Origin of the sequence: Hydrogenophaga sp. T2 (assembly GCF_049843535.1) — a bacterium.
Lineage (GTDB): Bacteria > Pseudomonadota > Gammaproteobacteria > Burkholderiales > Burkholderiaceae_C > Hydrogenophaga > Hydrogenophaga crocea.
Map to the genome: position 1 here is coordinate 104,196 of NZ_JBBHZJ010000011.1, position 20,890 is coordinate 125,085.

The 20,890-nt window shown below is 72.3% G+C and carries 16 protein-coding genes; 10 read left to right on the forward strand and 6 right to left on the reverse strand.

The genetic code is table 11. From position 1 onward, the window contains the following. The first annotated feature begins 39 nt into the window (after positions 1-39). Genes mreC through mrdA form a run of 3 tightly spaced genes read left to right on the forward strand, consistent with a single transcriptional unit; the run spans position 40 to position 3,450 of the window. On the forward strand, positions 40-945 hold the full coding sequence (gene mreC, locus WDZ95_RS21645; protein WP_287470161.1) for a rod shape-determining protein MreC: 906 nt from the start codon (positions 40-42) through the stop codon (positions 943-945). After that, positions 942-1,472 carry a rod shape-determining protein MreD gene (gene mreD / locus WDZ95_RS21650; protein WP_166229456.1) on the forward strand — a complete coding sequence of 177 codons (531 nt, stop codon included), beginning with the start codon at positions 942-944 and terminating at the stop codon, positions 1,470-1,472. The genes mreC and mreD overlap by 4 nt, the downstream gene beginning before the upstream one ends. 4 nt (positions 1,473-1,476) lie before the next feature. After that, positions 1,477-3,450, forward strand: a complete 1,974-nt coding sequence (gene mrdA, locus WDZ95_RS21655) for a penicillin-binding protein 2 (protein ID WP_166229454.1) — start codon at positions 1,477-1,479, stop codon at positions 3,448-3,450. Positions 3,451-3,471: 21 nt separating this feature from the next. On the opposite strand, the gene WDZ95_RS21660 is transcribed toward mrdA, so the two are convergent. Genes WDZ95_RS21660 through WDZ95_RS21675 form a run of 4 tightly spaced genes read right to left on the reverse strand, consistent with a single transcriptional unit; the run spans position 3,472 to position 6,169 of the window. After that, on the reverse strand, positions 3,472-4,236 hold the full coding sequence (locus WDZ95_RS21660) for a TSUP family transporter (protein WP_420810297.1): 765 nt from the start codon (positions 4,234-4,236) through the stop codon (positions 3,472-3,474). Positions 4,237-4,278: 42 nt separating this feature from the next. Continuing rightward, positions 4,279-5,307 (reverse strand): ACR3 family arsenite efflux transporter, encoded by a 1,029-nt coding sequence (arsB, locus tag WDZ95_RS21665; RefSeq protein ID WP_425781574.1) that lies wholly within the window; start codon positions 5,305-5,307, stop codon positions 4,279-4,281. Next, positions 5,304-5,813, reverse strand: a complete 510-nt coding sequence (locus WDZ95_RS21670; protein ID WP_287470157.1) for an arsenate reductase ArsC — start codon at positions 5,811-5,813, stop codon at positions 5,304-5,306. Before WDZ95_RS21670 ends, arsB begins: the two co-directional genes overlap by 4 nt. A gap of 14 nt (positions 5,814-5,827) precedes the next feature. After that, positions 5,828-6,169, reverse strand: a complete 342-nt coding sequence (locus WDZ95_RS21675; protein ID WP_166229448.1) for an ArsR/SmtB family transcription factor — start codon at positions 6,167-6,169, stop codon at positions 5,828-5,830. Positions 6,170-6,515: 346 nt separating this feature from the next. Between WDZ95_RS21675 and WDZ95_RS21680 the strand changes: the two genes are divergently transcribed. Continuing rightward, on the forward strand, positions 6,516-7,844 hold the full coding sequence (locus WDZ95_RS21680) for an ammonium transporter (RefSeq protein ID WP_425781577.1): 1,329 nt from the start codon (positions 6,516-6,518) through the stop codon (positions 7,842-7,844). Positions 7,845-7,851: 7 nt separating this feature from the next. Beyond that, complete coding sequence (locus WDZ95_RS21685; protein ID WP_425781579.1) at positions 7,852-8,175, forward strand: hypothetical protein; 324 nt, start codon at positions 7,852-7,854, stop codon at positions 8,173-8,175. 409 nt (positions 8,176-8,584) lie between these two features. On the opposite strand, the gene WDZ95_RS21690 is transcribed toward WDZ95_RS21685, so the two are convergent. Together WDZ95_RS21690 and WDZ95_RS21695 are read right to left on the reverse strand one after the other, a co-directional pair. Further along, entirely contained in the window at positions 8,585-10,246 is a 1,662-nt protein-coding gene (locus WDZ95_RS21690) for a GMC family oxidoreductase (protein WP_166229442.1), read from the reverse strand. A gap of 70 nt (positions 10,247-10,316) precedes the next feature. Beyond that, positions 10,317-11,834, reverse strand: coding sequence for a CoA-acylating methylmalonate-semialdehyde dehydrogenase (locus WDZ95_RS21695; RefSeq protein WP_166229440.1), 1,518 nt, complete (start codon positions 11,832-11,834; stop codon positions 10,317-10,319). Positions 11,835-11,945: 111 nt separating this feature from the next. On the opposite strand from WDZ95_RS21695, the gene WDZ95_RS21700 reads away from it, so the two are divergent. From WDZ95_RS21700 to WDZ95_RS21720, 5 genes are all read left to right on the forward strand, one after another. Next, positions 11,946-12,908 (forward strand): LysR family transcriptional regulator, encoded by a 963-nt coding sequence (locus WDZ95_RS21700; protein ID WP_166229438.1) that lies wholly within the window; start codon positions 11,946-11,948, stop codon positions 12,906-12,908. A 111-nt stretch (positions 12,909-13,019) separates the two neighbouring features. Next, complete coding sequence (locus WDZ95_RS21705; protein WP_166229436.1) at positions 13,020-13,505, forward strand: hypothetical protein; 486 nt, start codon at positions 13,020-13,022, stop codon at positions 13,503-13,505. A gap of 121 nt (positions 13,506-13,626) precedes the next feature. Next, a complete protein-coding gene (locus WDZ95_RS21710; RefSeq protein WP_425781582.1) occupies positions 13,627-16,704 on the forward strand; it encodes a hypothetical protein in 3,078 nt (1,025 codons plus the stop codon). Positions 16,705-16,812: 108 nt separating this feature from the next. Next, the gene (locus WDZ95_RS21715; RefSeq protein WP_166229432.1) at positions 16,813-17,268 is read left to right on the forward strand and encodes a hypothetical protein; all 456 of its coding nucleotides are present in this window, start codon (positions 16,813-16,815) and stop codon (positions 17,266-17,268) included. Between the two features lie 14 nt (positions 17,269-17,282). Beyond that, positions 17,283-20,630 carry a hypothetical protein gene (locus WDZ95_RS21720; protein WP_425781584.1) on the forward strand — a complete coding sequence of 1,116 codons (3,348 nt, stop codon included), beginning with the start codon at positions 17,283-17,285 and terminating at the stop codon, positions 20,628-20,630. The last annotated feature ends 260 nt before the right edge of the window (positions 20,631-20,890 follow it).

Below are 20,890 nucleotides of genomic sequence, written 5' to 3' on the forward strand. Positions count from 1 at the left end.
CCGAGCGCGCCGCGCCCGCCTGAACAGGGCCTCGCCGCCATGCCACTGGGCACGCTGGACCGCACCCCGCCGCCATTCTTCAAGCAGGGCCCCTCGGCCCTGTCCAAGCTGGTGGTCTTCAGCGCCGTGGCGCTGTTCCTGATGGTCGCCGACCTGCGCTTTCGCGTGGCCGATCCGCTGCGCGCCGCGCTGGCCACGGCGCTCTACCCGGTGCAGTGGGCCGTGCTGCAGCCGGTGCATGTGGTGGACCTCGCCGGGGGTTACCTGCAATCGCTGCACAGCGCCCAGCGCAGCGAGGCCGAGGCCCGTGAACGCCTGGCCGTGCAGGCCCAGCGCAGCCTGCAGGTGGACGAACTGCTCAACGAAAACAAGCGCCTGCGCGAACTGCTGTCCATGCGCGAGCGCGTGGCCACGGGCGCCATCGGCGCGCAGGTGATCTACGACGCGGCCGATCCGTACTCGCGCCGCGTGGTGATCGACCGCGGCCAGACGCACGGCGTGAAGGCCGGCGCGCCCGTGATCGACGAGGCCGGCGTGCTGGGCCAGGTCACGCGCGTGTACCCGCTGATCGCCGAGGTGAGCCTGCTGATCGACCGCGACCAGGCCATCCCCGTGCTCAATGCGCGCTCGGGCGTGCGCAGCCTGGCCTATGGCCAGCCCTCGAGCGCGGGCGACGGCCTGGAGCTGCGCTACACGCCCGTGGGCACCGACATCCGCGAGGGCGACGTGCTCACCACCAGCGGGGTCGACGGCGTCTACCCGCCGGGCCTGCCGGTGGCGCGCGTGGCGCTGGTCGAGCGCCAGAGCGGCTCCTCGTTCCTGCGCGTGCGCGCCGAGCCCACGGCGCGCATGGACGGCACGCTGCACGTGCTGGTGCTCAACCCCGCGGGCGACAACCTGCCGCCCCCGCCGCCGGCGCCGGCCGCCAAAGGGAGCGCCTCGTGATCATGCGCCCTGGCCAGCAGCTGCTGCTGCCCGCCAACCCGGTCTTCATCTGGTTCAGCCTGATCACCGCGCTGGCGCTGAACATGCTGCTCAACATGGGCCTGTTCGGCCGCGCCGCCTGGGTGCCCGACCTGCTCGCCGTGGTGCTGGTGTTCTGGTGCGTGCACCAGCCGCTGCGCATCGGCGTGGGCACGGCCTTCTTCTTCGGCCTGGCCATGGACGTGCACCAGGGCGCGCTGCTCGGCCAGCACGCGCTGTCGTACACCGCCATGGCCTTCGGCGCGGTCGCCATGCACCGGCGGCTGCTGTGGTTTCCGGTGCCCGCGCAGTCGCTGCAGGTGCTGCCGCTGTTCGTGGTGGCCTCGGTGCTCACGCTGGTGATCCGCCTGCTCGCGGGCGGCACCTTCCCGGGCTGGAACCACTTGCTGGCGCCGCTGATCGAGGCCATGCTCTGGCCCGTGGTCACGGTGATGCTGCTGGCCCCGCAGCGCCGCGCGCCGAACCCGGACGACAACCGCCCCCTGTGACGCCATGACCGAACTGCGCAACGTCGAAGCCGACTTGTCCCAGTTCCGCACGCGCGTGATCGTGATCGCGCTCGCGGTGCTGTTCGCCTTCGGCCTGATCGTGGCACGCATGTGGTGGCTGCAGGTGGCGCAGCACGAGCGCTTCATGGCGCAGGCCGAGAGCAACCGCACCGCGGTGCTGCCGGTGGTGCCCAACCGCGGCCAGATCACCGACCGCCAGGGCCGCGTGCTCGCGAGCAACTACTCGGCCTACACGCTCGAGATCACGCCCTCGCAGGCCGGCGACCTCGACACCACCATCGCCGAGCTGCGCGGGCTCATGAACATCACGCCGCGCGACGAGCGCCGCTTTCGCAAGCTGCTCGAGGAATCGCACCGCTTCGACTCGCTGCCCATCCGCACCCGGCTGAGCGACGAAGAGGTGGCGCGCTTCGCCGCCCAGCGCTACCGCTTCCCGGGCGTCGAGGTGCGCGCGCGGCTGCTGCGCAGCTACCCGCAGGGCGAGACCGCGAGCCACGTGGTGGGCTACATCGGCCGCATCAACCAGCGCGAGAAAGAACTCATCGCCGACTGGCCCGAGGAAGAACAGGCCAACTACCGCGGCACCGAATACATCGGCAAGCTCGGCGTCGAGCAGCAGCACGAGCAGACCCTGCACGGCACCACCGGTTTCGAGCGCGTCGAGACCTCGGCCGGCGGGCGCGCGGTGCGCTCGCTCGCGGCCACCGCGCCCACGCCCGGCGACACCGTGATGCTCACCATCGACGTGAAGCTGCAGCACCTGATCGAGACGCTGTATGGCGAGCGCCGCGGCGCCCTGGTGGCGCTCGACCCGCGCAACGGCGAGGTGCTGGCGCTGGTGTCCAAGCCCACCTTCGACCCCAACCTCTTCGTCGATGGCATCGACGTGGACAACTGGCGCGCGCTCAACGAGTCGATCGACAAGCCGCTGCTCAACCGCGCGCTGCGCGGCAGTTACCCGCCGGGCTCCACCTACAAGCCCTTCATGGCCATGGCCGCGCTCGAGACCGGCGCGCGCAAGGCCGAGACCGTCATCAACGACCCCGGCTACTGGATGCTCGGCAACCACCGCTTCCGCAGCCACGGCGACGGCGGCCTGGGCGCGGTGGACATGCGGCGCAGCATCGTCAAGTCGAGCAACGTCTACTACTACTCGCTGGCCAACGAGATGGGCGTGGACGCGATCCACGACTTCATGAAGCCGCTGGGCTTCGGCCAGATCACCGGCATCGATCTCAAGGGCGAGCTGCGCGGCGTGCTGCCCAGCCAGGCCTGGAAGCGCGCCACCTACAAGCGCCCCGAGGCGCAGCGCTGGTACGCGGGCGAGACCATCTCGCTGGGCATCGGCCAGGGCTACAACAACTTCACCATGCTGCAGCTCGCGCACGCCATGGCCACGCTGGCCAACGGCGGCGTCAAGCACACGCCGCACCTCACGCTGGCGCGGCGCAACCCGCTGTCGGGCCAGGTCGAGCCGGTGGAGCGTCCGCCCGGCGAGAGCCTGGGCTACAAGCCCGAACACATCCGCACCGTGCTCAGCGCCATGCAGGCCGTGACCACCGAGGGCACCTCGGCGCGCGTGTTCGCGGGCGCGGGCTACACCAGCGGCGGCAAGACCGGCACGGCGCAGGCCGTCACCATCGGCCAGAAAGAGCGCTACAACGCCAAGAACCTCGAAGAGCACCAGCGCGACCACTCGCTCTACCTCGCCTTCGCGCCGGCCGATGCGCCGCGCGTGGTGGTGGCGCTGATCGTGGAGAACGCGGGCTTTGGCGCTGCCGCGGCCGCGCCCATCGCACGGCGCGTGTTCGACTACCTGCTGCTCGACAAGTACCCGAGCGAGCAGGACATTGCGGCGCTGCAGGCGGGCCAGGGCGGCCCGCCGATCGGCACGCCGCGCGCGGTGGCCGACGTGCCCTGGCCGCCGCTGCCCACGGGGGCCTCGGCCGCGCAATGAAGCCGGGCAGTGGGGCCGCGCTCAGCGCAGCCAGGCGTCGTAGGTGGTCTTGAGGATCAGCGCGCTCACCACCACGATGAACACACCGCGCACGAAGCCGCTGCCGTGCCTGAGCGCCAGCCGCGTGCCGAGCAGGCTGCCGCTCACATTGGCCACCGCCATCACCAGCGCGTAGTGCCACCACACGTGGCCCTTCCACGCAAACAGCAGCAGCGCCGCGCCGTTGGACGCGGTGTTGAGCAGCTTGGCGCTCGCGCTCGCGTGCAGGAAATCAAAGCCCAGCCAGCGCACGAACAGGAACACGAAGAAGCTGCCCGTGCCCGGGCCGAAGAAGCCGTCGTAGAAGCCGATGGTGGCGCCGAGCAGGCTGGCGGCCGCGGCCTGGCGCGCGCCGGAGAACGCGGGCGCGTGCTCGCGGCCCAGTTCCTTGCGCATCAGGGTGTAGAGCAGCACCGCGCCGAGGATGAAGGGCAGCGCGCGGCGCAGAAAGCCCGGCGAGACCACGGTCACCGTCCAGGCCCCGGCCATGGCGCCCGCGAAGGCCATGGCGGCCGCAGGCAGCAGCGCGGCCCAGGGCATGTCGACGCGCCGCGCGTATTGCGCCGTGGCCACGGCCGTGCCCCACACGGCCGCGCCCTTGTTGATGCCGAACAGCGTGGCCGGGTGCGTGTTGGGAAAGATCGCGAACAGCGCGGGGGCGAGCACCAGACCGCCACCGCCCACGATCGCATCGATGAAGCCGGCGAGCAGCGAGGCGGCGGAAGCGAGCAGCAGGTCCAGGGGCATGCGGCGATTGTCGCTGCCGGGCCCCCCACGCTCCGCCGCGGCTCAGGCCGCGCCGGCCTCGTACCAGCCGCGGCTGCGGTTGACCACCGCCACCACCGCGAGCATCACGGGCACCTCGATCAGCACCCCCACCACCGTGGCCAGCGCCGCGCCCGACTGGAAGCCGAAGAGCCCGATGGCCGTGGCCACCGCGAGCTCGAAGAAATTGCTGGCACCGATCAGCGCCGAGGGCCCGGCCACGCAGTGCGCCACGCCGAGCCGGCGGTTGAGCGCGTAGGCCAGGCCCGCGTTGAGCACCACCTGGATCAGGATGGGCACCGCGAGCAGCGCGATCACCAGCGGCTGCGCCAGGATGGCCTCGCCCTGGAAGCCGAACAGCAGCACCAGCGTGAGCAGCAGCGCCGCGATCGACCATGGTCCGAGCGCCGCGGCCACGGCCTGCAGGCGTGCCGGCCCGCGCCGCAGCAGCGCGCGGCGCCAGAACTGCGCCACGATCACGGGCAGCACGATGTAGAGCACCACCGAGGCGAGCAGCGTGTCCCAGGGCACGGTGATGGACGACAGCCCCAGCAGCAGCGCCACGATGGGCGCGAAGGCCACGACCATGATGGCGTCGTTGAGCGCCACCTGCGACAGCGTGAAGTACGGGTCGCCGCGGCAGAGCTGGCTCCACACGAACACCATGGCGGTGCAGGGCGCGGCGGCCAGCAGGATCAGGCCGGCCACGTAGCTGTCGAGCTGGTCGGCGGGCAGCCAGGGCGCGAACAGCTGGCGCACGAACAGCCAGCCCAGCAGGGCCATGGAAAAGGGCTTGACGGCCCAGTTGACGAACAGCGTGACGCCGATGCCGCGCGCCTGCTGGCGCACCTGGCCCAGGGCGCCGAAGTCGATCTTCAGGAGCATGGGCACGACCATCACCCAGATGAGCAGCCCCACCACCAGGTTCACGCGCGCGACCTCGAGCGCGGCCACGGCCTGGAAGGCGCCCGGCGCGAGCTGGCCGAGCGCCACGCCCGCCACGATGCACAGCGCCACCCAGAGCGTGAGGTAGCGTTCGAAAAAACCGATCATGCGCGGGCCTCCTCGCCCGCCAGCGCGCGCGCGCTGTGCTGCAGGGCCAGCCGGTCCAGGCGCTCGGGGGGCAGGTTCACCAGCAGCTCCAGCCGGCGCCGGATCGCCAGCAGGGTGTGGCGGAAGGCCTCGAGCCGCTGCCCGTGCGTGCCCGGCACCTCGGACGGATCCGCATAGCCCCAGTGCGCGGTGGCCGGCTGGCCGGGCCAATACGGGCAGGTCTCGCCGGCGGCGTTGTCGCACACGGTGATGACCAGGTCCATGCGCGGCGCGTCGGGGCCGGCGAACACGTCCCAGCTCTTGCTGTGCAAGCCCTCGGTGGCGATGCCCGCGCGCTGCAGCGCCTCGATCGCCAGCGGGTTCGGCTGCTGGTTCTCGCGCGGGCTGCTGCCCGCCGAAAACGCCCTGAAGCGCGGCGCCCCCAGGTGGTTGAGCGTGGCCTCGGCCAGGATGCTGCGGGCCGAGTTGTGGGTGCAAAGGAACAGGACGTTCAAGGGCGTGTTCATGGGGATCGGTCGGTTCAGCATTCGCAGGCGGGAGCGCCGGCAGCGGTCACGGCGCAGGGCTGGCCCTGGCAGCAGTGGGCGGTGAGGTAGGCCAGCAGGCCGTTCATGTGCGCGTAGGCCGCGCGGTAGACCAGGTTGCGGCTCGCGCGCTCCACGCTCACCAGGCCGGCGCCGGCCAGCTCCTTGAGGTGGAAGGACAGCGTGGTGCCGGGAATGCCCAGGCGTTCCTGCAGCACACCGGGCGTGAGGCCGTCGGGGCCGGCGACCACCAGCGCCCGGAAGGCGTCGAGGCGCACCGGGTGGGCGAGGGCGGCGAGGGAGCGGACGGCTTGGTCGCGTTGGGGATCGTCGGGCATAGCTACGATCATACGAGAAAAGTCGAAATATCAACACCAAGAAAAAGAGCCGACCTTTTGGGTCGGCTCTTTCTGTCGTGTGGGGTGCCTGTGGGCACGACCGGCGGTGCCGGCTGTTGGTGTCTCCTCGGTCTCCAAGCGCCAGATACCCCAGGGGGAACCAGCGAATACATGGACTGTAGCCGTTCGCACCGAGCAGGTGCATCCGGGGTTTCCCTTGCACCGCGGTGGCCGCTGGCACAGGAAATGCTGGCCGCGGCCCCACACACTTGGGGGATAGTGCATGCACCAAACGCAAGCTTCTGGCCGCAAAGCCTCGTCCTGTCTGGGATCCTTGCTCCGATTCGTGAAGCATTTCGCACCCGGCGCGGCGCTCGCGCTGGGCGCGCTCGCCCTGCCCGCCCTGGCGCAGGCCCCGGCGAGCACCGGCCCGGGCCTGGCCACGGCCGACACACTGAACCGCGCCGACACCGTCTGGGTGATGGTGAGCACCGCCCTGGTGGTGCTCATGACCCTGCCGGGCATCGCGCTGTTCTACGGCGGCATGGTGCGGCGTTTCAACGTCATCAACACCCTGGCCAGCGTGGTCGCGATCGCCGCGCTCGTGAGCCTGCTGTGGTTTGCGCTCGGCTACTCGCTGGCCTTCACGCCCGGCGGCGCGGCCGGCGCCTTCATCGGCGGCTTCGAGCGCATCGGCTTTTCGGGCCTGGAGTTCCTCGGCAGTGCGGGCCAGGTGGCGGTGAGCCACGTGGCACCGCACCTGCCCGAATCGGTGTTCGCCATGTTCCAGCTCAGCTTCGCGGTCATTACCTGCGCGCTGGTGGTGGGCGCGCTGGTGGAGCGCATGAAGTTCGGCGCGCTGCTGGGCTTCATGGGGCTGTGGCTGGTGCTGGTCTATGCGCCGATCGCGCACTGGGTGTGGGAGCCCGGCGGCTGGCTCGCGCAACTGGGGGCGCTCGACTTCGCGGGCGGCGCGGTGGTGCACATCAACGCGGGCGCCGCGGCCCTGGTCTGCGCCTATGCGCTGGGCCCGCGCCAGGGCTACGGGCGCGAGCCCTTTTTGCCCTTCAACCTGGGCCTGACCATGGCCGGCACCGGCCTGCTGTGGGTGGGCTGGTTCGGCTTTAACGGCGGCTCGGCGCTCGCGGCCGACGGCCGCGCGGGCCTGGCGATCGCGGTCACGCACATTGCCGCGGCCGCGGGTGCCCTGGCCTGGATGGCGGCCGAATGGTGGGCGCGCAAGCGCGCCACGCTGCTGGGTCTGTGCTCGGGCGTGGTCGCGGGCCTGGTGGCCATCACGCCGGCCGCGGGCTTCGTGGGCCCGCGCGCGGCGCTGGCCATCGGCGTGCTGGCCGGGCTGGCGTGTTACTGGGGCGCCACCGGCCTCAAGCGCCTGCTGCGCGCCGACGACTCGCTCGACGTGTTCGGCGTGCACGGCGTGGGCGGGCTGGTGGGGGCCATCCTCACCGGCGTGTTCGCCGACCCGTCGATCGGCGGGGCCGCGGGCAGCGTGCTCACGCAGCTCATCGCCTGCGTGGCGGTGCTGGCCTACAGCCTGGTCATGACCACGCTGGTGCTGTTCATCGTGTCGCGCTTCGCGGGCCTGCGGGTGCGCGAAGGCGAGGAGCGCCAGGGCCTGGACCTGTCGCTGCACAACGAGAAGCTGGGGGGATGAGCGCGCCATGAGCGGCAGCAACGAGCTGTTCGCGGTGGCGGCGCACCTGCATGTGCTGCTGCGCCGCAAGACGGGCCGGGTGACGGACACCGAGTGGCTCACGGTGAACCCGGAGTACGCGCGCGAGATCGTGCGCTTCACGCGCGAGAAGGCGCGCAGCGAGGGCCACGCCGATCTGCTGCCGCTGGCCGACAAACTGGAGGCGGCGATCTTCGCGATGGGCGCGTCGCCGCGGCGGACCCTGCTCGAGGTGGCGGCCGAGGCCTTGCGCTCGCCCGACGCGCCGGCTTCTTCGGCGGGGGAGGATCGGTACGTGGGCGGCTTGCGCTGAGGGGCAGGCTCGCGCGCTGAGGTTTCGCGCGGGGACCTCGCGAGGTCGGGTGGTGGGGTTCGCGGGCTCCGGCGTGCTCGCGGGTGACTGCCCGGGCGCACCCACACCGCTGCATCAACACCTTGGCTGGTGCACAGGCTCTGTGGCAACCGCGAATGGCGCCTGCGCCCGCGAACCCCACCACCCGCCCCGAAGAAGCGGGGGCGCGCCACCGCTGGTGTGCCGGCACCTCGCTGGGGGCGATGGCGCGGGTGCCCGTGCGCAGGCGCCATTCGCGGTTGCCACAGAGGACGCGCTCAGATCACGGCGTTGACGAAGGGCTGCCTGCGCGCACGGGCAGTCGCCCGCGAGCACGCCGGAGCACGGGCACCCGCTCCATCGGCCCTGAGCCAACGCCCCGCAAAAAATCTCAAACCCCCGCGCGGATCCAGCCCGCCGCCTTCTCCGCGATCATCAGCGTCGGGCTGTTGGTGTTGCCGCTGGTGATCGTCGGCATCACCCCCGCGTCGACCACCCGCAGCCCCGCCACGCCGCGCACGCGCAGGTGGCTGTCCACCACCGCCATCGGGTCGTCGTCGCGGCCCATCCTGGTGGTGCCCACGGGGTGGAAGATGGTGCTCGCGATGTCGCCCGCGAGCCGCGCGAGCTCCTCGTCGGTCTGGTACTGCGGACCGGGCTTGAACTCCTCGGGCCGGAACTTCGCCAGCGCCGGCTGCGCCACGATGCGGCGCGTCACGCGCAGGCTGTCGGCCGCGACCTGGCGGTCTTCGGCCGTGCTCAGGTAATTGGGCGCGATCAGCGGCGCATCGCGGTGGTCGGCGCTGCGGATGCGCACCGTGCCGCGGCTCGTGGGATTGAGGTTGCACACGCTCGCGGTGAACGCCGGGAAGGTGTGCAACGGCTCGCCAAACGCGTCGAGCGAGAGCGGCTGCACGTGGTACTGGATGTTGGCGTGCGGCTTCGACGGGTCGCTGCGCGTGAACGCGCCGAGCTGCGAGGGCGCCATGCTCATGGGCCCGCTGCGCTTGAGCAGGTACTCGAGCCCGATGCGCGCCTTGCCCAGCGCGCTCGACGCCAGCACGTTGAGCGTGGGCGCACCCTGGATCTTGTAGACCGCGCGGATCTGCAGGTGGTCCTGCAGGTTCGCGCCCACGCCGGGCAGGTCGGCCTGCACCGCGATGCCGTGCTGCTGCAGCAGCGCCGCAGGGCCGATGCCCGACAGCTGCAGCAGCTGCGGCGAGCCGATGCTGCCCGCGCACAGGACCACCTCGCCCGTGGCGCGCACGTTCACCACCTGCTCGCCGTCCCACACCTGCGCGCCGGTGCAGCGCAGGCGGCCGGTCTCGTCGCGTTCGGTGTTCAGGCGCATCACCTGCGCACTGCTCCAGAGCTCGAAGTTGGGCCGGCCGTAGCAGGTGGGCCGCAGGAAGGCGCGCGCGGTGTTCCAGCGCAGGCCGTCCTTCTGGTTCACCTGGAAGTAGCCCACGCCCTCGTTGTCGCCGCGGTTGAAGTCGCTGCTGTGCGGCAGGCCGGCCTGCTGCGCGGCCTGCGCGAAGGCGTCGAGGATGTCCCAGCGCAGGCGCTGCTTCTCCACGCGCCACTCGCCGCCGTGGCCGTGGTAGGCCTTGAAGTGCGGGTCGCGCTGCGCGGCGTTGGCTTCGTCGCCGAGGTAGTGGTTCTCGTGCTTCTTGAAGTCGGGCAGCACGTTGTCCCAGCGCCAGGCCTCGTCGCCCGTGAGCGCGGCCCAGTGGTCGTAGTCGCGCGCCTGGCCGCGCATGTAGATCATGCCGTTGATGCTCGAGCAGCCGCCCAGCACCTTGCCGCGCGGGTAGCGCAGCGAGCGGCCGTTGAGACCGGGCTCGGCCTCGGTCTGGTAGAGCCAGTCGGTGCGCGGGTTGCCGATGCAGTACAGGTAGCCCACCGGGATGTGGATCCAGTGGTAGTCGTCCTTGCGCCCCGCTTCGATCAGCAGCACCCGCTTGGTCTTGTCGGCGCTCAGGCGGTTCGCCATCAGGCTGCCCGCGGTGCCCGCGCCGATGACGATGTGGTCGAAGGTGGTGTCGCTGCTCATGCCTTGTCTCGCTCTGTCGCTTGTTGTCGGTCGAGGCGGGCAAGGTCGCCCGCGGTCCGCGGGCTGGAGCTTACTTCGCCGTCGGCATCACGAACTCGGCGCCTTTGCCGATCGACTCCGGCCAGCGCTGCATGATGCTCTTTTGCTTGGTGTAGAAGCGCACACCCTCTTCGCCGTAGGCGTGCATGTCGCCGAACAGACTCTTCTTCCAGCCGCCGAAACCGTGCCAGGCCATGGGCACCGGGATGGGCACGTTGATGCCCACCATGCCCACCTGGATGCGGCGCGCGAACTCGCGCGCCACGTTGCCGTCGCGCGTGAAGCAGCTCACGCCGTTGCCGAACTCGTGGTCGTTGATGATCTGCACCGCGGTCGCGAAATCGGGCACGCGCACGCACGAGAGCACCGGGCCGAAGATCTCTTCCTTGTAGATCTTCATGCCGGTGGTGACGTGGTCGAACAGCGTGCCGCCGAGCCAGAAGCCCTGCTCGCAGCCCGCGCCGGCCTGCGCCCCGTCGAAACCGCGGCCGTCGACCAGCAGCTTCGCGCCTTCCTTCACGCCGGCCTCGATGTAGCCGGTGATGCGCGATCGCGCCGCCTCGGTCACGATGGGGCCCATCTCGGCCGCGAGGTTCATGCCATCGAGCACCTGGAGCGTCTTGGTGCGCTCGATCAGCTTGGGCATGATCTTGTCGGCCACATCGCCCACCAGCACCGCCACGCTGATGGCCATGCAGCGCTCACCGGCACTGCCGTAGGCGCTGCCGATCAGCGCGTCCACGGCCTGGTCGAGGTCGGCGTCGGGCATCACCACCATGTGGTTCTTGGCGCCGCCCAGGGCCTGCACGCGCTTGCCGTGGCGCGCGCCGGTTTCGTAGATGTGGTTGGCGATCGGCGTCGAGCCCACGAAACTGATGGCTTTCACGTCGGGGTGCACGAGCAGCGCGTCCACCGCTTCCTTGTCGCCCTGCACCACGTTGTAGACGCCGTCGGGCAGGCCGGCCTGTTTGAGCAGCTCGCCCATGAACAGCGAGGGCGAGGGGTCGAGCGGGCTGGGCTTGAGCACGAAGGTGTTGCCCGCGGCAATCGCCACCGGGAACATCCACATGGGCACCATCACCGGGAAGTTGAAGGGCGTGATGCCCGCGACCACGCCCAGCGGCTGGCGCAGGGTCCAGTTGTCCATGCCGGTGGAGACCTGGTCGGTGAAGTCGCCTTTGAGCAGCTGCGGGATGCCACAGGCGAATTCGATGATGTCGATGCCGCGCGAGACCTCGCCCTGCGCGTCGGTGAACACCTTGCCGTGCTCGGCCGTGATCAGGCGCGCGAGTTCGTCCTTGTGCTGGTTCACGAGCTCGAGGAACTTGAACATCACCCGCGCGCGGCGGATCGGCGGCGTGTCGGCCCAGGCGGGGAAGGCGGCCTGCGCGGCGGCGACGGCGCGGTCCACGTCGGCCGCGTGGGCCAGGGCGACACGGCCCGTCACCGCGCCGGTGGCGGGGTTGGTCACGTCCTGGTGGCGCGGCGACTGGCCCGCGGCGCGCTGGCCCTGGATGAAGTGATCGATCGGCTGGACGGGGGACGGCATGGGGGGCTCCGGTGCGGGGAATGGGGGAATCGGACCAGTCTAGGCAGCGCCTGGCGGCATGCCAAGACCGCTGGCTTGAACGCATTGTTCGCGTTGGTGAACAATAGGCTCATGAACACCGGAAAAGTAGAGCAGCTCTGGGCCCACCTGCACTGGCTCACCGTGCTCGCGCAGCAGGGCAGCTACACCGCGGCCGCGCAGCGCCTGGGCGTGAGCAAGGCCGCCATGAGCCAGCGCATCAGCGAGCTCGAGCGCGCCGCCGGCGTATCGCTGGTGCAGCGCACCACGCGCAGCGTGCGCCTCACCGAAGCGGGCCAGCGCCTGGTCGACGAGCTGCGCGAGCCCTTCGAGCGCATCGCCCAGGGCTTCACCAGCGTGCGCGACCTGGCCGAGCGGCCGGCAGGCCGCGTGCGCGTGACCGCGCCGGTCGCCTTCGCGCGCCAGCAGCTCGTGCCGCGCATCGCCGATTTCGCGCGCCAGCACCCGCAGGTGCGCCTCGAGCTCGACCTGTCCGACCGCCTGCGCCCGCTGGCCACCGAGGGCTTCGACCTCGCGATCCGCCACACCGCGGCCCCGCCCGACACCCACGTGGCCTGGACGCTGTGCCACACGCGCTCGGTGCTGGTGGCCAGCCGCGCCTACCTGCGCCGCCGCGGCACGCCGGCCACGCCGGCCGAACTCGCGCAGCACGACTGCCTGCCCTACCCGCGCGGCCAGGACACGCCCACCTGGCACTTCGAGGCCGTCGAGCCGCGCGGCCGGGCCCGCGGCAAAGCCCGCGAGCCGCGCACCACGGTGCCGGTCGCCGGCCCGTTCAGCGCCAACAACAGCGAGGCCTTGCGCGACGCCGCCATTGCGGGCCTGGGCATCGCGCTGCTGCCCGACTTCAGCGCGCAGTCGGCACTGCAATCGGGCAAGCTCGTGACGGTGCTCGACGCCTGGGAGCCCGTGGGGGTGTTCAGCGACCGCATCTACGCCATCCGGCCCTACGCGAGCCACGTGCCGCGCGCGGTCACGGCCTTCGTGGCCTGGCTGCGCACGGCGCTCGCCGAGGGCTTTCCGCTGCGCGCCTGAGCCACACGGTTCGATCACGGTTGCCCCCGGGCCGGAACGGCGGCCCGGCACCGTGCACACACGCCTGTTCGCGTCGGCGCTGCGCCGATGCCCGCCCCTTCAGGAGATTGGATGCCAGCGACCTTCGCCGAGCTGCAGGCGCTGTTGCGCGACCTCGCCCACACCCACCCGGTCCGCCCCAGCGCCACCACCGAAGACGCCACCGAGGTCGAGGTGCACCGGCACCCGGTCTGTGTCGAATGGAACGCGCCCGAGCAGCGGCTGGAGCTCACCGTGCCCCTGCCCGACCCGCTGCACGCGGGCTGCAGCGAGGCCGCGCGCTGCCACCTGTACCGCACCCTGTTGGCCTGGCAATGGGCCGAGCCCACGGGCGCGAACCACCTGAGCTTCGGCATCACCCCCCACGGCACCGACGACGCCGTCGTGGGACTGGCCTCGATCGAGGCGCAGCCCTTGCACGACGCCCAGGCGCTCTACGCGGCCATCGAGCAGGCGCACGACGCGCTGTTTGCCGTCTGGGTGCGCCTGGGCGCGCAGGTGATCGAAGACACGGCCTGCGCGGCGGCCGTGCCCACCGGGCCCGTGCTCGCGGTCTGAACGGCGCCCGGTGGACAAAAGCACCGGCGGCAGCGGCCGGCCGCGCAGCCGTTCGCAACCGCATTTCCCGCCCCTGGGCAGCAGCGCTGCGCCGCCCCCCTGGCCCACCGAGCCATCGGCCGTGTCCTCGCCGCTGCAGCCGGCGCGCGCCTTGCCGGCGCGTCCGGCCGCGCGCTCGGCGCGCCTGCCGCGCGTGAGCGACCGCAGCCGGCTGCAGATCTCGCACCTGCCCCAGCACGAAGACCCCTGGCCCGTGCTGGGGCTCAGGCCCGAGGACCACCAGGCCCGGCGCGCCGTGCTGCAGCACGCGCTGCTCACGCACACGCACAAGGCCGGCGTCTACACGCAGTGGGGCCTGGCGCTCGAAGCGCGCAGCCTCAGCGCCGCGCTGGGATTCGCCGAGGGCCAGGCGGCGTTCGGCATCGCGAGCGTGGCCGCGCTGCTGTTCGACGGCTACAGCGTGATCAAGGACGCGCGCAGCGCGCGGCACGACTACCTCATGGGATCGATCCTGCTGCACCAGGCGCTGGCCCTGCGGCATGCGCTGCGGCAACGCGCGCGCGACACCGCGCGGTCCGCACCAACGCTGGAACTCGAGCAGCTCGACTTCACCATCGCCGCGCTCGAAACCATGCTGGCGAACTTCGAGACCGCGTACTACCCGCGGCGGCAACTGCCCTACATGGTTCAGATCCGCGCCCAGATCGAGCAGTCGGCGCGCGCCATCGCCGACGACCTGCTGCGGTTCGACCGACTGGCCGGCGAACGCCTCGCGCTGGCGCGCGATCTCGACCGGCGGGTCGACCCCGCCGAGCGCGCCGCGCTGGAGGCGCGCATCGAAGCGCTCACGCGCGAGCTGGGCGCGCTCGAAGCGGGCTTGCAGCCGCGCCTGCTCGACGTCGACCGGCTGCTCTCGCGGCGCCGGCTGCGCCGCCGCGCCAAGGCGCAGTACAGGCAATTGCGCGCGCAGCGCGGCGCCGACGCGGCCGACGAACTGGCCGAGCTGCAGCGGCAGATCGACGCGTTCAAGCGGCCCTGGCGCGAAGCCGCGTTCTCGCCCTACCGGGGCATGGGCCATGCCGAGACCAAGCGTTTCCGCGACGCCGCGCTGCAACTGCCCAAGGCCGCGGTCGACGCCTCGAGCACCGCACTCACCATCGCCTCGCTCGCGGCCCACCTCATCGGCGCGGCCTTCGGCGGCTATGGCCTCACCGCGCTGAGCAGCCTGTTCTCGCTCTACATCGCGCGCGGCGAGAACAAGGACGGCAAGCGCGAGCAGCGCCGGGCATCGGCCGCCAAGGAAGCCACCTGGAGCCGGCTGTGCCTGGCCGCGCAGGCGCGCGAGCGCGGCGCGCTGCTCGAAGACCCGCGCGGGCGGGCGCTCTACCGGGCGGTCTGCGGCGCCTTCATCGTGCGCCAGGAGCGCGCGCTCGCCGCCCTGCACCGCGCGACGCGGCAGGCCCAGACGCGGCGCACCAAGGGCGAGCTCAGCTACCTCGTGAACGCGCTCGCCGTGGTGGGTGGCGCGATCGCGCTCGGCACCGGCGGCGCGGCCCTGCCCTTCATGGGCATTCCGGCCGCGCTGGTGGGCGGACCCTACCTGGTGAGCGTGGGCTGGCACGCGCTGGAGCGCAAGCACGACAAGGACCGCGACAAGGCCCTGGCCGCGGTGGCCCAGGCCTTCGTGCGCTGCTTCGGCATCGACGCCATCCTCGACTTCTACACCGACATGGACAGCCGCGACCCGGCCCGGCTGCACGCCTGGCAGCAACGGCTGCAGCAGCTCCTGCACGCCTGGTACGGGGCCGACGATTTCACGAACCCCCTGATCGACGAGGTGCAGCAGTTCCGCGACATCGATCCCGACGAGCTCGGCTGCGCGCGGCTGCTCGACAACGACTTCCTCGCGCTCAACCTGCTGGGTGAGCTGCTGCACCGCCAGGCGCGCGGACGCCGACAGGGTCAGGGCAGCGCCGCGGCCCAGCTGCTCGGTGAACTGGGCATGTCGGCCGACACGCTCAAGCACCTGCTCCAGCACCACGGCGCCTTCGAGACGCCGGCCCGGCACCGGGCCTCGACCCGCCAGCTCGTGGCGGCGTTCATGGGGCTGCGGCTCTTTCCCGACCACCGCCTGCCGGCCCACGTGCGGGGCTCGCCGCGCCACATCGTGCGCCGGGTCGACGCGCTGCTGCACGGGGCCCTGCGCCCGCTGACCCATGCCCACGCGGTGCTGGGCCTGCTCGAAGCCCTGCATGCCCAGCCTTCGCGCGGCATCGCCCTGCTCACGCTGGCGCCGCCCGAGGTGCTGGCCGCGCTGCGGTCCTGGATGCAGACGGTGCGCGAGGCCCTGCACCAGCGCTTCGTGGGCCCGGTGGAGCTGTTCGCGCTGCAACAGGCCCTGCTGGACGCCGGCGACGCCACGGCGCGGCAGCGCCTGGACCGGCGCGGCCTCACGCTGCTCAACCAGCCCATCGGACCGCTGTGCCTGGAGCTGCTCGCCGACCCCGGCACCCTGCACACCAGCGTGGCGCTGCGGCTGCCGCCGCCACCGGCGGTGCGCCAGGCCGGCCCGGCGCTGCTGGCCCGGCTGATGGCCGCCATGAAGACCGCGGGCCGCCGGCTGCGCGATCACGAGCGCGCCACCAACGCGCGGCTCGGCAGGCGGCCCGGCGCCAGCGCGCAGCGCGCCAGCGGGCGCCTGGACCCCGAGCGCTGGCGGCTGCGGCACACCAGCGCCGCCCTCGTGCGCGAGCTGCAGCGGAGCGCCTGGCGGCAGACCGACAGCGTGAGCAAGCGGCTGCGCCAGACCGGCCCCAACCCCCTGGCCACGCCGGCCCGCACGCTGGCGCTGCTGCGGCGCGAGCACCGCCCCGAGCAGCGCGTGGACCTGTGCGCGCGCATCCTGCTCGAATTCCTGCACCTGTCCGATGCACCGCCCGGCAGCCCGGGGTTGGACCCCGAAGACTTCCTCGAGCGCAGCCTGCGCGCGGTGGAGGTCGTGGCCGAGGACAGCGCGGCGGGCGTGCAGGCCGAGCACACGCGCCGCGCCAGCGAGCTCGGCGCCGGCCCCCTGCCCGAGCGGCACCGGCGGCTGATCGAACGCCTGCGCGCCACGGCGCGCCTGAGCCGGCTGCTGCGCCAGAGCCTTCAGACACAGGCCCTGCGCGAACGCCTGCGCGGGCCCGCGCCCGAGCGCTAGAACGTCGGTAGTAGTCCGACCGAGCGGCTTAGTTCGGACCAGCCATCCGGATGAGGCTGGGGGTATCCGCGCGCTGCGACCATGCGGCCTCTTCTGGGAGGTTCCGCGATGACACGGTCGCAGATGCACACGCTCATGATCGCGTTGGGCGACGAACACCTGGTGCGGCCGAGCACGGTGATCGAAGACGCCACCGAGGTCCGCATCCGCGACACGCTCGTGAATGTCGAATGGGACGCCGAGGCCCAACGTTTCGAACTCACCGTGCCCCTGCCCGAGCTGCTCGACGACGACGACGACAGCCGCCTGCGCCTGTACCGCGCGCTGCTGGCCTGGCAATGGCGCGAAGCCGGCGGCACGGACCGCCTGGGCTTCGGCGTGATCGAGGCCCTGGGCCAGACCGTGGGCATGGCCTCGCTGGCCGCGTCGCCCACGCTCGATGCCCAGGGCCTCAAGACCTTGCTGGTCGAGGTGCACGACGACCTGCAGGGGGTCTGGATCGAGTGCTGCACCCAGGTGCTGGCCGAGCAGACCCAGGCGCCCGCCACGCTGCTGCGCGCCTGAGGCAGGCCACCGCCATGAACCGCACCGCCAAAGCCGACCGCGCCGACACGGTCTTCACCGTGCCGCTGCTGCGCCTGATCGACCCGGCGCCGCCCGACACGCCCGTGCAGGTGGGCCGGCGCGGGCAGGTACCGCGGCCCGCCGCACCGGTGGCATCGCAGACCGCGCCGGTCTCGCCGCGCGACGAGCCCCTGGTGCGGCTGTCGGACTCGTCCTCGCCGCGCGGCAGCGTGCTGCTGAACCTGTCGGACCCGGCCTCGTCGCCGCCGCTCTCGCTCGACAGCCCCAGCGGCAGCCCGCGCAAGCTGGTGGTACGCAGCCTCGGCGCGCGCGGCGATTCGCTGCAACGCTCGCCGCGCCGCGTCACCCACCGCAAGGCGCTGCTGTTGTCGCACGAACACAGCCCCCAGTTCGGCCGCGAGGCCCCGGCGCTCACGCCCGAGGGCCTGGTGGCCGAGCGCGCGGTCAGCCACCGCGCGGGCCTCACCGACGGCGGCAAGGGCTTCTTCTATGGCGAATGGGCCGCGGGCGTGGCGGGCCGCGCGCTCAGCAACCTCGGCGGATCGCCCGAGGCCGCCGCGCTGTTCGCGATCATGGCCACCATCGGCATGCTGTTCGACGGCTACAGCGCCGAGAAAGACGCGCGCCACGCCCGGCACGACTACCTGAGCGCCAGCGTGCTGCTGGTGCGCCAGCAGGCCTGGCTGCGCTCGCTGGAGGCCGCGCAGGCGCTGGGGGAGGCGGTCGAGCCGACGCTGATTTCCCAGCTCGGCTTCCAGATCCGCGCCCTCACGCGGCTGCAGGAGAACTTCGAGCGCGCCTACTACCCCGCCTCGCACCAGCCCTACCTCGCGGGCATCCGCCGGCAGATCGAGCAGGCCGCGGCCACGGTGGCGCAGAAGCACGCCGAGGTCGACGGGCTCACCGCGCACCACGAAGCCCTGCTGGCCCGCATCGCCGCGCAGCGCGGGCCCGAAGGCCTGCTCGAGGTCGAGTGCCCGCTCGAGGCGCTCGAAGCCGAACGCGAGCGCGTCGCGCAGCGCATGCTCACGCTCGGCGACGAGGTCGACCAGTTGTTCGATCGCGTGGACCGCCTGCTCAGCCGCAAGGCCTTGCGCAAGGCCGCGCAGCGCGAACTCAAGGCGGTGCAGGAGCGGCTGGCCGAGGCGCGAGACAGCGGCGATCCGTCCGGCACCGAGGCGCTGCTCGCGCTCGAGCGCGACCTGAAACAGGCCATCGAGGCCTTCGGCCGCGCCTGGACCGACGCGTTCCGTCCGTTCGACGGCCTCGCGCACCAGGACATCAAACGCCTGCGCGACGTGCACATCCAGCTGCCGCGCGCGGCGATCGAAAGCGCCCACACGGCGCTCGCACTCGCCGGCCTCGCGGTGGAACTCGTGGGCGCGCAGTTCGGCCTGTTCGGCCTGTCGGCCGTGAGCCAGTGCCTGCTCGGGTTCATGGCGCGCGCCGACAACAAGGACGGCAAGCGCGAGCAGATCAACGCACGCGCGGCCAAGAGCGCGGCCACCGAGCGCCTGTGCCACGCGGCCGAACTGCTGCGCGACAGCGCGCACCTGGACGACCCGCACACCCGGGCCCTGCACCGGGCCGTGGGCGGCGCCATGATCACCACCCAGCAACGCGCGCTGCGCACCCTGCACCGCGCCACGGGGCAGGCCAAGATCCGGCGCACCAAGGGCATGGCGAGCTACGCCACCGTGGTCACCGCCATCCTCGGCGGCGCGGTCTCGCTCGGGCTGGCGCCCGTCACCGCCGGCGCCTCGCTCGCCGCGCTGCCTTTCGTGAGCCTGCCGGGCGGCTTCAACGGCACCGTCTACGTCGGCTCGGTCGCGGTGCGTGCGCTGCAGCGCCAGCACGACAAAGACCAGCTCAAGTCGCGCGCCGCGGCGGCCGAGGCCTTCGTGCGCCGCCACGGCGTGGACACCATCCTCGACTTCTACGCCGACATGGACAGCGACGACCCCGAGCGCATCGGGCGCTGGACGCCGCGGCTGCGGCAGCTCTGGCAGGACTGGTTCGAAGCCTGGCGCGCGCAGCGGCGCGAGGTCGTCGACGAGGCCGAGTTCGAGATCGAGCCGCACCTGCTGCTCGCGGCGCACCTGCGCGACAACGAATTCCTCGCCATCGAGTACCTGGCCGAGGCCCTGCACCGGCACGCCGCCGACGCCCGCACCGGCCCCTGCGCCGCGGCCGAGCTGCTGCAGTGCCTGGGCATGTCGGCCGACACGCTGGCCCACCTGCTCGGCGGGCTGGGCGTGTGGGCCACGCCCGAGCAGCACCGCCAGTCGGCGCGCCAGTGCATCGCGGCCTTCTTCCCGGCGCGGCTGTACCCGAGCCGGCGCCTGTTCGGCCGGCTGCAGCGCCAGCCCTCGGCGATCGCGCACCGGGTGGAGCAGCTGCTGTCGCAGGCCTGGCAGCAGCGCCTGTCGCCGGACATGAAGGCGCGCGCCTCGGACTGGCTCGGCGCGCTGATGCTGCGGCCCGCCGATCAGCGCGTCGACTGGCTCAACCGCAACGACCGGGCCACGCGCAACGCGCTGCTCAACATGCTCGCCGAGGTGCGCGACGGGCTGCAGGACCAGCTCATCGGTCCGCACGACCTGCTGCAACTGCAGGGCGCGCTGGCCACGGGGGCCGCGGGCGGGTCCCCGGCCGAGGGCGATCTGCTGGCCCGCCCCTGGGGACCCCTGCTGCTCGAGATGCTGGCCGACCCCAGCCTCGTGTCCCCGCAGCCCGAGCCGGCGCTGGCCGGCGCCGGCTCGCCATCGCCCGGCGCAGCGCGGCTGGCCCGCCTGGGCGATGTGCTCAAGCAGATCGGCGACCGCCTGCGCGACGACACGCGCGACGACACGCCCGACGCGCCCGGGCCCGCGCAGCCGGCCCTGCCGCCCGGCGGCACGCCCCAGCCCTGGCGCCGCTGGGGCCGCAAGGTGGTCAAACGCGTGCGCCAGACCGGCCCCAACCCCCTGGCCACGCCCGGGCGCGCCCTGGCGCATCTGCGCGAAGCCCCGGCGCCGCAGCGCAGTGCCCTGTGTGCCCGGATCGTGTCGGCCTTCGCGGCGCGCTGCGATGCCGATGGCCTGGGCGACACGGCGGCCGGGGAGACCCGGCCGGACGGCCGGCCCCCGCTGCTCGTGAGCGTGAAGACCACCGCCGGGCAGGTGCTCGAAGCGCTGGAGCTGCGCCGCCTGCAGGCGCTGCGCATGGGCCGCGAGGCCGCGCCCACCAAGGACCGGCGGCTCTCCGAGCGCCTGCAGGACACGGTCGCGCTGTGCGAGCTGCTGCTCGGCGAGCTCGCGGGCGACCCGGCCGGCGACGAGCTACAGATGTTTCGCGCATAAGCAACCAACAACGTATTCGTTCCTTTTCCCGGGCCTTGCCAGGAACATCGCGGCCTTGTCGATCACAGCCCCGCTGGACCCCACCGAAGGAACGCCCCATGAGCACCCGCCGCCACCTCCTGCACATCCTGGGCCTGAGCGCCCTTACGCTCACCGCCGGCCTGGGCACCGCCCAGGCCCAGGCGCCCGCCCCCGTGACCCTGCTCAACGTGAGCTACGACCCCACGCGCGAGCTCTACGTCGAGATCAACCAGGCCTTT